This is a genomic window from Curvivirga sp. (assembly GCF_965219885.1).
Lineage (GTDB): Bacteria > Pseudomonadota > Alphaproteobacteria > UBA8366 > Aestuariispiraceae > Curvivirga.
The window spans coordinates 257,273-270,473 of record NZ_CBDCOT010000009.1 but is presented as its reverse complement, the minus strand read 5'-3'; the positions used below and the strand labels follow the sequence as shown (position 1 = coordinate 270,473).

Below are 13,201 nucleotides of genomic sequence, written 5' to 3'. Positions count from 1 at the left end.
TGAAACGTAACCTTCATGAGATGATAGAGTGTGTAAAATATTGGGATAGTTTAGGTTTTAAGTCTATAGGCTTCATTCCTATGGCTCTAAGATGGAGTAGTTCCGAACTTGAGCCTGAATGTCTCTCGGAAGTTGATGATGAAGTTATCGAGGCATTCTCAGATTTGCTAGACTATATGATGGAAAAGAAGCCTGACATTGCGATTTCTAGTAGTTTTTTTGAACATGTGAAATTGAAGCATAAATATGACAATTATGTAACTGCTGCTCTTCAACATGCGAAGAAAAATGTGCTGTTTGCTACAAATTTTTATAGGAATGCATGTGATCCGAGTTCTCCTTTCCCATTAACATGCGCGGCTCCGTATAAATGGTTAAGATTAATGCTAATCTTGATTTATCGATTTGCAACGCATTTAAGATCGGTGAAATAAAAGATAAATCGATTAAGGATGTATGGAATAATGTGACAGCAATGACTGTGCGTGAAGGTCTGTTTCTTAATCCGGAGAACTGCGATACGTGTCATTTCAAATTCTGTGTCGCAGGAGATAAGGCGATTGATACTAACAATAGTGCGTTTGAACCCGGTTCAAATTTGTCACAATAAATTCCGACACAAATCGGCATGACAGAAACGCATATATTATATGCATGGTTTGGAAATTATATTGCTCTACCAATCCCTCTCGCACGAAAGATTTTAGCTAGTAATGTAGACCTCGAAAAGGTGATTAGATTTGGAAATTATCAACAGTATGGGATTTTAAAATCGTCCAGTCATTTTAGTTTATTACAACATATAAACCCATGAAGTTATGATGAGACTCAGTGATGACTTAATATTGCTTCGATTTTATTAAGCGATGTATTGATATCTACATCAGGGAAGTATTCTGCAACATTTTTTACATCCGATGAGAAGTTATTAAAGGATGTTTTCTTATGGATAACATTGGAGAGGCTTGTAAATAAGTGACCAAGAACTTTCACAATTATCTCTGCACTCTCCGATACTGCTAACTCGATAGTGGGATCTTTTATATTGGAGCGTTCAATTCGTGTGAAGTCCCGCCATTCATAAGTTCTAAATCCAAATCCTGAAAAATCGATATTGCTTTTGTTAAATGCACAATCAAACAAGACACGATCTTTTAAAGGGTCAATTATTTTACCGGCTTGAATCGCCTCACTAACTTCTTTTTGAAAGTTAGTATATTTCGACGGATCTAGATACTGGAGATCCCCATAACCAAAGAAATTGGAATATTTATCAAAGCCTGCATCCTTTAGTAGTTGAATATGCTCATTTGTTAAGCTTTCGTTTTCATCTCCGACATAAGCCTTACCAACTCTATAATTGTGTTTATGTGCACCTGTTAGATTTCTAAACCCAATTTGACTCCAGATTTGATCACATGTTTCTTGAGATAGTGGGAAACCTATTTCTTCAGCAAGCTTGTATATTGTTTCTTTTGGATTTGTGACTACATCCTCCCAAGCCACAATGTGATATTGATCTGCATATTTCATCAACTCTTCTAAGCCCTCTTTCAAAGGCATTGCTAGTGCGTCAAAAAATTTTAAATCGCTTAGTTTGTAATATGCCAAGTCTACTCTAGCTTGCTCTGCATTTATGTTTGGAGCAAGTAATTGTATATACTCACTTGCAAGTGCATTTAGAGAGTGGCAGGCAGAATTAATTATTCCTGCAGGATTACGAATAGATGCGAAACGTTGATAATCAGCAAATTCAGGAATGTTAAGCCAACTTTTATAAGGGCCATGTGAATGGACGATTTCATATTGGTCCAGAACTTCTAGAGGGTAAGATGTAATTAGAGTGAAATCACCTTTATCACCAAGCCCGATATATTTTCTAAAATAAGCTTTTTTTCCTTTTTCATCTTGGTTCCAAATTGGTCCTCCTGCCATTTTACGAAAGTTATCGTTAAATAAAACAGTAGTATCTGGTGAATGTAGTTTGATCGTTTTGATTATGTCTTCTGAAAATTGCTGCCCAAATGTATCACAGAAAATCCTGTAAACCTTGCATCTCTCATCAAACTTGTTATTCGGCATTCTTTTAAAAAAATGAATAATTACAGAGGCTAGTAAAGAGAAGCCACTTCTTGGGAGGCCGACAACGAGTGGAGCAAATTTAGAATTGGGCATCAATTACCTCTGGACAAAAAAAGGAGTTTGATTGGTTGAGTATTAAAGACGATTTTTTTTACGGATTCGGAGTACCATAGGAGATGTGGAAGTGACTTCAAATTCGTAAGTTTCACCGCTATCATCAATTATCTGAATTTCACAAGGATCGTCAGACAATATACTAATCAAAGAGGATAGTTGGATGTTTTGATCTAGAAGTCCAGTGCGTTTTGTTACTTCATTTATTTGAAGAAACAACTTTGTCTCTTCTAATCTGTCTGATTGAAAGTATTTTTGGGGATCTTTTTGATGCTCATCAATAAAAGTTTCGTTGGGATGTCCATATTTCAAAGCATAGTATCTTTTGTTTCTATATAGGATATTATGCTCAAAGAGAGCTTCTATCTGTATACTGGTATCTTTTGGCCTGTAATCGTGGATGGAGGTTCTTTTTAAGCGAGAATTTGGAATAACATCGCTATAGGGGCTACTATCATTATAGCCGAGATTGGACATATAATAACGGCATTTCTCGTATAATTCAGGTAATACCTGTTGAATATCCGCATCATCTGGGAAGATCGCGCCATCATTGAAGGTGTCAGATTTACCATATGCCTGACGAAAGTATTCGGAAGGTTTTCCTGGGACACACAAGGCAAGTTGTAATTCCCAAATAAGATCTAGATGATAGTGTTTCGAATGTTTGATAGGACTAAATTCTTCGAATGACACAGGTATGATATTAGGAAAATGAATCCAGTTAACAAAATCGGCGAGTTCTTGGCCCATATCACCAAAAATACTATTCGGATCTAATAAAGCTTCTAATTTTTTTATTCGGCTTTCCTGTTCCATAAAACGTCCCATAATTGAGCGTTCAGGATCAAAATAATAACTCAATCTCGATTTCAGTATATCTCTTGGGTGACGATACATCACAACGCCTAAACAGTTGTTAAAGGCGCTCAATCTGCCGCCATATGAATAACCTTGAATGTTTCTATTGTAAAAGAACTCGGATGCTAAAGTATGGATACTATCATGTTCTAAATTATACCATTTGCCATACTTGGGCGTGGTTGGTAATGCTCCACCATGTAAATAGCCAAATGCGGTCATAAGAGAAATGAGTAGATGGCTTCCTGCTTTAGGTGGACTGATAAGAAAGACTGGTTCTTTTTGATGTGCCTCATCAGATAATATAAACACTTTTATATTGTTTTTTTTACCAAGAAAATGAGATGCTTTTTGAATAGTCTCTGTATTTTTAGATAAGATGAAGAAGTATTTAGCTCGGTTTTCAGTTATTTCTGCTAATTGGTCGGTACTTAGTTTGATAATGTTATCAGGACAATCTATGTCCTCTCCGAGAAAAACGCAGATTGAAGCAGATTGACTATGGAGTTTTTGTATTTTTGATATCAGTCTTTCTAAATCAGCTTCATAAATAAGTTCTGATTCGATTGTATCTTTTTTATCATACGTCATTGTGATCGTTAACTTCGTTTGCTTCATACTTCCGATAAATATCTACAACAGTGTGAAAAAGAGCTGTAGCACGTTTTTGCCATTTCATTAGGCTTTTATTTTCTGCACTAACAAGTAGTTCTTTTTCTTTTTCATACATTTTTAGTTCATTGGCGACACTGATAGCGAAGAAATGTGATGCACCAGTCCCTCCTTGATGATCGGTAGGTAGACTTTGTGACCATTTCTCAAAAGCAGCTTCTATATTCCCACTAATATAATGGTATAAGCCATGAAAAGAGTTATGCAAACTGTGCTGTTGTTGGGATTCCCATTCTTCGTATAGTTTGCCTGCCTCATTTAATTTTCCAGAAATAAGCATATGAGTTGCCCGCCAACCATCTGCATGGGCTGTTGACGGAAAATACTGTAAGGCTAATTCGAACTTGCTTTTAGCTTTATTAATTTTCCCGCCATGAAGCATGTTTGCCGCTATAGCAAGTTTAACCATATTATCAATGAATGGTGTTTTTGAATCTAAATTATCCATAAAAGAAACTAGATAGGGTTCCATTTTGTGGATGTTGGGGTCCTGTTGTATGTAAGCAAGTATACGAAGGAAACTATTATGATCATACGGGCTATTTTTATGAGTATGAAGCACCAGATTAATTAAATCAGAACTATAGAAATTTTGTCGTGTATAGCGTGCCATACCGATAGCTGTATAAACTTTTTCATTATCACTATCAGAAAAGGAAGTTTTCCATAAGATCGCTGTTTTTTCGTGATCAGCCAAGTAGTAGTCTAAAAGAGATATAGGCTTGTTTAATGGGATTGTAATGTCAGTTTGTGTAGAGCGTTTTTCTAAGCTCCGTTTTAATTGTGTGCGATATCCCTCGATTAGATGACATGTTCTTGCTTTGATAAGTGGCGAAAATGCTATTATTTTTTGGAGTGCGTCTAGATAAAATGAGCTTTGATCTACATTATTTAAACGGCTCCCATAATATCTAATTGCATGGAAGATACGTAAGTAAGAACCTGTTAACGTTGACCTAATAGCTGATGGTAAATCAGACTTTTGCTGAGATTCTGTATCGAATATTAAGATATCTTGAAATATAGTACGTATTCTCTGGATCGTAATGTGTTGATTTGTGGGAGTACAAAGATCTTGGATTTTTGCATGGAAATTATCCAAAATTGTTTCATAGGTAAGCTGAATTTCTTCGAGGAGTTTCAGATTTAATAATTCTCCACGTCGAAAAATTGGAATATCTAATTGTTGGGATAGCGTTTCTTTTGTAGAAGCACGAAATTGGCTGATAATTTCATTTTCGACTGGGAGTACATTCTCAATTAATGCTCCATGGCCACAATTGTAAACAGTTGCATCTAAGTTCTGTACAGTAATTTCAAGGCGACTTTTCATATATAGAAGAGTACTGTTTGTTTTAACAGTACCACCAAGATTTCCTGGTAAAGTTCTATTGCTAATACCTGCTGCAGCCCCTCCATTAGGGATGGGAGCAAGTCCTTTTGATTGTCGTTTATTGTTTATTTTTTCGAAATCGTTATAGATAACATCTTTAGCATATTTCTGATGCTGATTTATTATACCATAATCGACTCCAACGAGATAAATTTCATCATGACCTAAAATATCAGCGATTCTAATTGCTGTATTAGTGCCTGAAGGTGCAACAAAGTTCATTTGCTGCCTGTTTTGTGCAATTGCTTTAGGAATGCCAGTTCCTTCTCTTAAGAAGAAATATTTAGTATCAAAATAGGCAGCGGCATCAGGGTTAATTGTTGTGGAAGCTATTAATCGAATTGCTGACAAGTCGTATTGTTTAGATAAACTTTCAAAAATATCTGCGACAACAGAAACATTTTCCAGCTCACAATGAAAGTCGGGATGAATTCCTGCCGCTAATAATGGTTTTAAAGCACTACCACAGGAATAAATTACCAGATTAGCTCTGTTATTTTTAATATATGATATAGCATCATCTAAAGACTGCCCACTGCCGACAACAATAGCAGGTAAATCTTTTAAAGGTGAGTCTTGTTTCAGAGGATTATCTTGCTCAATTAAATAGTAATCGTACAAATGCATGTTTTGTATATGATTACTCAGATGGATCATCTCATCTTCAACCCAGCCATTATAACTAATTAAATTGTCATGCCCGATCTCTAGTCTTCTTTGAACATTTTTAAAAAAATTAGAACCATAATGTGAAAAATAATAACTTCCTTCAATAAGTTCGACGCCTTTATCTTTTAAGAAATATTGAATCGTGTACGAGGTTTCTAGTTCTCTATCATCGATAATGAGATGTAAGTTGCGCTGTTTTATTTTTAAGAATTGAAGGAAAGGAGTCCAATCAAAAATAGAGAGGCTGTTAAGGATATATCTTAGATTCTCTTCGACTAAGATGATGGTTTCAACATTTAGTTTTTGTGCCAAAAATGGAAGATGCAAGCCTAGGCCACAGCCAAAACAGATTAAAAATCCATTTTGTTCAAATGTTGCGTTATGTTTTTCGTATTTGTAGCGTGATGAGCTTTGAATCTCTGAGGCGAGAAATTTTGCATAGTCAGTAATTTCGCTATCAATATTAATGTCGTCACTGAAGCTTATAGGCTTAGGGTTTTGAATGTAAGATGATAGTTCTTTGTCTATATGCGCAATGGCATTTGGAAAATAGAGTGGTTGAGCCTGATCATTCAGAAGATTAATATTTCCGTCGGAGAGGGAGCCAACAACGCCAGTTATATTCGGGCCAGTTTCTTTAAATAGATTGTAAAGGTTCTCCGGAATAAAATCTTTGAGTATAGATAAATTTTTATCGAATAAAATTTTCGGTTCATTATGCATGCTAGCTACACATTGCTATAACGTGAGTTGTTAATCATCGTATACCCCTTAATAAGCTCGGCTATTCCATCTTGGAGTGAATAGTTTGGCATAAACCCAGTGGCTTCGATTTTGTCATTGGAGACAATATAATCTCTTTTATCTGGATCTTCTCCAATTTCAGCTTCTATAAAGGTAAAAGAGGGGATTTGCTTTTCTATTTCTTCACATAATTCTTTCTTTGAAAGATTAGCGGTAGATAATCCGACATTGTAAATTTCGTTTCTCATATTATCAAAATTATCTAAACCATGCATGAAGGCCCGTGCAACATCTCGTACGTGAATATAATTGCGTTTGAAATGTGCCTCAAATAAGACAATAGCTCTATCTTTCACCGCACGATATACAAAATCGTTAACCAAGAGGTCTAGGCGCATTCTTGGCGACATACCAAAAACTGTAGCTAATCTGAAACTTATTGTATTCCCGTGGGTCATCGCAATTTTTTCGGCTTCTACCTTAGTTACTCCATAAAGTGAGACAGGATTTAAAGGGCTTTCTTCCGTACAAAATTTACCTTTTTCGCCAATGCCATATCCACTGTTAGAAATTGGAATTAATATCTTTTGAGATGGGGCTAAGTTTTTAACAAGTAAATCAATAGCATCTTGATTGACGGACACAGTTCCAATTTTATCGCGACTACATAAAGGTGCGCCAACTAACCCAGCAAGAGGAATTATAATATCAGCCTTTTTCAGGATCGGTTTAAGTGTTTCTTGATTACGAGAATCACCATGTACGACATTGAAGTTAGGATTGGTACAGTACATGTTCAAGCTAGCCTGACCAAACATAAAATTATCTAAGATAATCACCTTATGTCCAGCATTCAGGAAATACTCGGTCATAACCGATCCTAGATAACCTGCACCACCTGTAATTAAAATGGTATATTGATGATTGATAGACATACTTTTTCCTTTAAATGCCTGCTAGGGTGGCGTGCAAATAGTTAATCTCTTTCGCGATATCTCTTGGATGATTACCAACAAAAAAACCATAGTCATGTGCTAAATTTGCGTTTGGGAGATCACCTACAATTTCATAATCATAATATTTAATGACATCATGACGTGTGAAACAGCCGCCTGTAATAATTCGATGACCGATATCAGCATCCTTTAAAGTTGCAAAGATTTTCATTCTATCAATATTAGTTGATGGATTGATAATCATTGGGAAACAAAAGGCTGAACTTTTACCATTCTCTTTCTGAATAATAAAACGATCATCATCTTCGAACTTGGATTTGAAATGTAGCCAGTTTTTTCGTCGTATTGCTGTTAGATTAGGCAATTTTTTTAACTGTTCAAGACCGATAGCTGCATTGATCTCGCCAGATCGTAAGTTATATCCAGGTACGATGAAACGATATGCTTCAAACAAGTCATTGGAACTTTTTTCGTATAAGTCACTATCTGAGGGAAGGTCACGATTCCAACCATGGGCACGAATTGCCCGACAGAGCTGCATAAGTTCATAATCATCTGTAATGACCATGCCACCTTCCATGGTGGAAATGTGATGAGAATAGAAAAAACTAGACGTGCATAAATCACCAAAAGAACCTGCTTTTTTACCATTGAGTTCTGCGTCCATTGACTCGCAATTATCCTCTAGGAAATATAAGCCGTGCTTGTCTGCTAAATCACGCATTCTATCTAGCGCAGCCGGATTCCCTAAAATGCTGACAGCAACGATCATCTTTGTTTGTGGGGTAATAGCAGCTTCTAAGGCATCAATATCAACGTTCAGACTGTCTAATTCAACATCAACAAATTTGAGTTTCAAGCCATATTGTTGGAGAGGGTGGTACATGGTGCTCCAGGAAATTGCAGGAACGATAACCTCATCTCCGCGTTTCAAAGGATTATCTTTTTTATAAAAAAGCGCAGCTGTTGCAGCTAAATTGGCAGATGACCCAGAATTCACCATTATACCATATTTTTTACCGTGATATGCAGCAAACTGATCCTCGAAAGTTGCAACAAGTTCTCCCATTGTGAAATAACCACCTTCCACAACTTTAAGAAGGGCTTCTTTTTCTTCTGGACCCCAACTGGAAGAAGTAAGTTCGTAATGCATAAGTGATCCTTTTTAAGAATAATGGCATTCGTCCTGATGATAGTTTTGTTCGTTAAGGTTATCAATAACTCGTTTGCTGAGATTATATTTATATTTTGAATGGATCATCTAGATTGAAAGAGGTATTTTTTTGAGCAATGTTTTGGTTGGCGATCTTTTAATTCCTTAAGAATCATGTGCTTATGCGCCGCAAATAGGGAATTTTTCTAGTTTGAGGGACTAATTTATGAAAAGTGATATTTCCAATACGGACTATTCATTCCGCCCGGGACAGTGGTTTATTGGCGGCCAAATGATGTTTGTGGCCTTTGGCGCATTGGTATTGGTGCCATTGTTAACTGGCCTTGATCCAAATGTAGCTTTGTTTACCGCAGGTCTTGGTACATTGATCTTCCAGATCTGTACACGTGGTCAAGTGCCAGTTTTCCTGGCCTCTTCCTTTGCCTTTATTGCGCCGATTATTTACGGCGTGCAAACATGGGGTATTCCGGCAACATTATCGGGTTTGGCAGCTGCAGGTTTGCTTTATGTGGTGATCAGTTTTGTAATCCGTATTAAGGGCAGTGAAATCCTGACCAAATATTTGCCGCCTGTGGTAACAGGCCCAGTCATTATGGTGATTGGTTTAATCTTGGCACCTGTTGGTGTGAATTTAGCGCTAGGTAAAACCGGTGATGGTGCAGCTGTTTTAGTTGCACAAAGTGATGCGTTGATCATTGCTGGGGCATCCCTTGGTACAACTTTGATTGCAGCAATTATGGGACGCGGTTTGATCCGTATTGTACCGATCCTTTTAGGTGTCATTGTCGGATATGTAACATCCATCCTTCTTGGTACGTTTACAGGTAATCCAATCGTTGATTTTGCTGCTGTTGGAAATGCATCCTGGTTTACAATTCCAGATTTCACATTACCTGAATGGAATTGGCAGGCAGTCCTATTTATTCTTCCTGTAGCTTTGGCACCTGCCATTGAGCATTTCGGTGATATTCTTGCAATCCGCAGTGTGACAGGTAAAGACTATTTGAAGAAGCCGGGTATTCAAAACACCATGCTTGGCGATGGTCTTGCGACTTCTGCTGCAAGCTTTTTAGGTGGTCCACCAAATACAACATATTCAGAAGTAACAGGGGCGGTTGCTTTAACACGTGCATTTAACCCTGCTATCATGACATGGGCCGCGGTTTGGGCGATTGCTTTGTCATTTGTTGGAAAATTGGGCGCCATTTTACAAACTATTCCGACACCAGTGATGGGCGGTATATTGGTTTTGCTATTCGGTATGATTACCGTGGTTGGTTTGAACACTTTGGTGAAATCCAAGGATGATATCATGACGCCACGTAACATGATCATTATTTCCATGATCCTCGTTCTTGGTATTGGTGGTCTTGAAGTATCTGTTGGTGGATTTGCCCTCGGTGGCATCGGGCTCGCTGGTATCGTTGGTATTCTTTTGAATATCATCTTGCCAGCTAAAATCCAGATCGAAAAAGGTGAAGGTGAAGCCTAAGTTTTTCGTCTTACCTGAACGGTGTAGAACCCCGATCAAACTTGGTCGGGGTTTTATTTTTACGCTGGCCTTAATTCTAAAAGCCAGTCTTTGAAGGCTTTGACGGAAGGACGCGGTGTTTCTATGCCAGTTAGAATTCGAAAGCAGCCAAGTTTCGGTTCTGGGAAAAGGGCGGTTAAATCGCCTGATTGAAGATCTTCGGAAATGAAATCTCTCACAGTTTGAGTGATGCCTTCCCCTCGACGTAAAGATTGTATGATTAAACTGCCCGGCATTTGGGTAATTGATAACGGTTCGGTCGGTGTCACATTATGGCGCTGGAACCAATCTTGCACATTCTTTGTCCCTAACTCCTCTAACCATGGAAGATGCTGCATAGACGCTGGATTGTTTGAATCAAGTTGGTCAAATAAATCTGTTTTACCTACAAGCACAGTTTCGGCCTGCATGAAAAATTCTCCATGTTGTGCCTTTATGCGATGGTCATAGTAACGGATAGCGAGATCAATGCCCGTATGTTTCAAATCCACAAATTCAGCTGTGGGATTTAGCATGAGGGTAATGTCAGGAAATCTCGCTTGAAAATCAGACAGGCGCGGCATGAGCCATTCTGAGGTGAAGGCCGGTGATGCCGTTATTTGAACAGGACGTCCCTGATCCTCTTGAATTAAATCCTGTATGGAATTCTGGATAATATCAAATCCATGTTGCAGGTCATGCGCCAGTTTCTTTCCTGCATCTGTTAAGGTAATCGCACCACGCCCATTTCGATTAATTAATGTCAGAGAAAGCCAATCTTCCAAGATTTTAATTTGTTGGCTGATGGCGGCTTGCGTGACATTTAGTTGATTGCCAGCCTCAAGAAAGCTGTTGGTTTGTGCAACCAAAGAAAAGGCACGTAAACTATTCAAGGGCGGTATGTTTTTCCAACTATTCATAAGAAAATCTTAAAACAAATAAAAATTGATGAATTGAAACTATTATAAAATATGGAAATATAAAATCTAGATGAAAAGATAATCTTAATTCGGATGAAGGCAGATTTATAAGATGATTCAAAAAACATTGCGACAAATCACAAAAGAAGAGCACGCAACATATGATCGTGATGGGGTTGCTTTACTGAAACAGGTGTTTGATCAAGAATGGATTGCGATCCTGAATAAGGGACTTGATGACAGTATGAATAAGCCAACCCATCGAGCGCGTGACTGGAATAGGGATAGTGAGGGGCGCCGGACCTTTTATGATAGTCAGGCCTGGCAAGAGATACCAGAATATAAGCAATTCGTTTTTGAGAGCCCTTGTGCAGATTTGGCTCGTCAAATGATGGGATCCGAACATGTGAATTTCTTTTTTGATGCTGTTTTTTGTCGTGAGGCAGGGGTTCAGTTCAGAACGCCTTGGCATCAGGATGAGCCTTATTGGTCCGTGGAAGGATTTGATACCTGTTCCATCTGGATGCCCTTAACACCAGTTGCAGCAAAAAGTGCTTTATCTGTCGTGCCGGGTTCCCATCGTTGGGAGAAAGTCTATAGCCAAGCTGATTTTGGACAGTTTAACGAAGGCAATGTAGAAGATGTAAGCCATTCAAACTTTGATGAATTTGGTTTCCCACCTTTGCCGGATATTGATGGTGAACCCGATAAATATAAACCTGTCAGTTTTGATATGGTGCCGGGGGATTGTTTATTCTTTAATGCGCGCTGTATCCATGGTGGATCAGGTCAATTGGATGAAGGAAAAGACCTGCGTGTCTTTAACACTAAATGGTGTGGGGATGATGTGAGGGTTTCTTTCAAGCCATGGGGCATGGATCCGGATCATACAGAAGTCATGACCAATATGGGGCTCAAGGATGGGGATCGTCTGGGAACGGACTTATATCCCCAGATTATATAATAGAATTAAAAATGGCAGCTATTTAAGCTGCCATTTTTATTTGTTTAAGGGATTATCGTAAGCATAGCTTCATGCTGGGGCCTGAATTGGTGAAGCCTTCACGATTGTAGAAAGAGATGGCGCGTGGACCGCCAATAATGTCTGGCGCGTTTACTTCCAGACAACTCCATGCCTTCTCTTTGCCATGTTCAATGGCTGCATGTAAAAGCCTGACACCAACACGACGAGATCGGAAATTCGGATCCACAAAGAATTCCATAATTTGCCCAAATCGACCTTTTGCATAAAGTGCCACCGTTTCTGTCAGGGTCATAACGCCAACAGGTTTTCGAATCCCAGTGTCTTCGGTTTGTGCAAAAGCAAGGAAGGCGGTGAATTTATGGCCTTCTTCTTCAAAAAGCATATGACAGGTATTATAAATTTCTTCGTCTGAAACATGCAGCCTTGTGCCGCTGGTTTCACTAACTTCAGATAAAAGTTGATAGACCATGATCGATACCAAATCCGCATCATGTTGTCCGGCTTCAACAATCTCTAACTTTACTGAATCTACGTGCATTGATCTCATTCTTGTACCCTATAGTTGTGGTTTGTACCGCAATTCTTCCCCCAAAGAATTGATCTTCCTCATACTAATAACAAATATTTGCATTTTGGAATATACTTAGTTTTTGTTCCAACGTTCAGTTGCCTGATCGTCGCTATTTCGGGCTTCAACCCAATTCTCATGGCCACTTTCGTCTTCTTCAACTTTCCAGAAGGGGGCCTTGGTTTTCAGCCAATCAATTAGAAAATGGCAGGCTTCAAATGCAGCTTCACGATGGGCGGAACTTGCCGCTACCAAAACAATTTGCTCTCCTGCATCCATACGTCCGTAACGATGGATAATCAGGCTGCTCTCCAAAGGCCATCTTTCATGTGCCTCAGCTTCTATACGTTCCAGCATTTTTTCAGTCATGCCGGGATAGTGTTCAAGCGTCATAGCAGCTGATCTTGTCATTGCACCGTCATCTGTTTTGGTCATGTCGCGCACCAAGCCTACAAAACTGCATAATCCACCAATCGCATGATTGCCGTCGGTTAATTGTTTGAGTTCCATGCCCAGATCGAAATCGTCTACTTGCACCCGAACAGCCATAATT

General features: G+C 38.6%; 12 protein-coding genes. 4 read left to right on the top strand and 8 right to left on the bottom strand.

The window, feature by feature from the left end:
* The first annotated feature begins 80 nt into the window (after window positions 1-80).
* Together ACOQOA_RS06850 and ACOQOA_RS06845 are read left to right on the top strand one after the other, a co-directional pair.
* Window positions 81-434: a hypothetical protein gene (locus ACOQOA_RS06850; protein WP_420550122.1), complete on the top strand. Its 354-nt coding sequence runs from the start codon at window positions 81-83 to the stop codon at window positions 432-434.
* Entirely contained in the window at window positions 371-610 is a 240-nt protein-coding gene (locus tag ACOQOA_RS06845) for an SPASM domain-containing protein (RefSeq protein ID WP_420547899.1), read from the top strand. Before ACOQOA_RS06850 ends, ACOQOA_RS06845 begins: the two co-directional genes overlap by 64 nt.
* 218 nt (window positions 611-828) lie before the next feature.
* Here the strand turns inward: ACOQOA_RS06845 and ACOQOA_RS06840 are convergent, their stop codons facing one another.
* Genes ACOQOA_RS06840 through ACOQOA_RS06820 form a run of 5 tightly spaced genes read right to left on the bottom strand, consistent with a single transcriptional unit; the run spans window position 829 to window position 8,644 of the window.
* Window positions 829-2,175: a sulfotransferase domain-containing protein gene (locus ACOQOA_RS06840; protein WP_420547898.1), complete on the bottom strand. Its 1,347-nt coding sequence runs from the start codon at window positions 2,173-2,175 to the stop codon at window positions 829-831.
* Between the two features lie 42 nt (window positions 2,176-2,217).
* Window positions 2,218-3,648 (bottom strand): hypothetical protein, encoded by a 1,431-nt coding sequence (locus tag ACOQOA_RS06835; protein WP_420547897.1) that lies wholly within the window; start codon window positions 3,646-3,648, stop codon window positions 2,218-2,220.
* Complete coding sequence (locus ACOQOA_RS06830) at window positions 3,638-6,514, bottom strand: 6-hydroxymethylpterin diphosphokinase MptE-like protein (RefSeq protein WP_420547896.1); 2,877 nt, start codon at window positions 6,512-6,514, stop codon at window positions 3,638-3,640. The genes ACOQOA_RS06835 and ACOQOA_RS06830 overlap by 11 nt, the downstream gene beginning before the upstream one ends.
* A gap of 5 nt (window positions 6,515-6,519) precedes the next feature.
* A complete protein-coding gene (locus ACOQOA_RS06825) occupies window positions 6,520-7,470 on the bottom strand; it encodes an NAD-dependent epimerase/dehydratase family protein (RefSeq protein WP_420547895.1) in 951 nt (316 codons plus the stop codon).
* Window positions 7,471-7,480: 10 nt separating this feature from the next.
* Window positions 7,481-8,644 carry a DegT/DnrJ/EryC1/StrS family aminotransferase gene (locus ACOQOA_RS06820; RefSeq protein WP_420547894.1) on the bottom strand — a complete coding sequence of 388 codons (1,164 nt, stop codon included), beginning with the start codon at window positions 8,642-8,644 and terminating at the stop codon, window positions 7,481-7,483.
* A gap of 226 nt (window positions 8,645-8,870) precedes the next feature.
* Here ACOQOA_RS06820 and ACOQOA_RS06815 point away from each other — a divergent pair, with 226 nt between their 5' ends.
* Complete coding sequence (locus ACOQOA_RS06815) at window positions 8,871-10,157, top strand: uracil-xanthine permease family protein (RefSeq protein WP_420547893.1); 1,287 nt, start codon at window positions 8,871-8,873, stop codon at window positions 10,155-10,157.
* Window positions 10,158-10,216: 59 nt separating this feature from the next.
* Here ACOQOA_RS06815 and ACOQOA_RS06810 read toward each other — a convergent pair whose 3' ends face one another.
* Window positions 10,217-11,095, bottom strand: coding sequence for a LysR family transcriptional regulator (locus tag ACOQOA_RS06810; protein ID WP_420547892.1), 879 nt, complete (start codon window positions 11,093-11,095; stop codon window positions 10,217-10,219).
* A 112-nt stretch (window positions 11,096-11,207) separates the two neighbouring features.
* On the opposite strand from ACOQOA_RS06810, the gene ACOQOA_RS06805 reads away from it, so the two are divergent.
* Window positions 11,208-12,059: a phytanoyl-CoA dioxygenase family protein gene (locus ACOQOA_RS06805; RefSeq protein WP_420547891.1), complete on the top strand. Its 852-nt coding sequence runs from the start codon at window positions 11,208-11,210 to the stop codon at window positions 12,057-12,059.
* A gap of 52 nt (window positions 12,060-12,111) precedes the next feature.
* Here the strand turns inward: ACOQOA_RS06805 and ACOQOA_RS06800 are convergent, their stop codons facing one another.
* Window positions 12,112-12,627 (bottom strand): GNAT family N-acetyltransferase, encoded by a 516-nt coding sequence (locus ACOQOA_RS06800; RefSeq protein ID WP_420547890.1) that lies wholly within the window; start codon window positions 12,625-12,627, stop codon window positions 12,112-12,114.
* Window positions 12,628-12,723: 96 nt separating this feature from the next.
* On the bottom strand, window positions 12,724-13,197 hold the full coding sequence (locus ACOQOA_RS06795; RefSeq protein ID WP_420547889.1) for a molybdenum cofactor biosynthesis protein MoaE: 474 nt from the start codon (window positions 13,195-13,197) through the stop codon (window positions 12,724-12,726).
* Window positions 13,198-13,201: the final 4 nt, after the last annotated feature.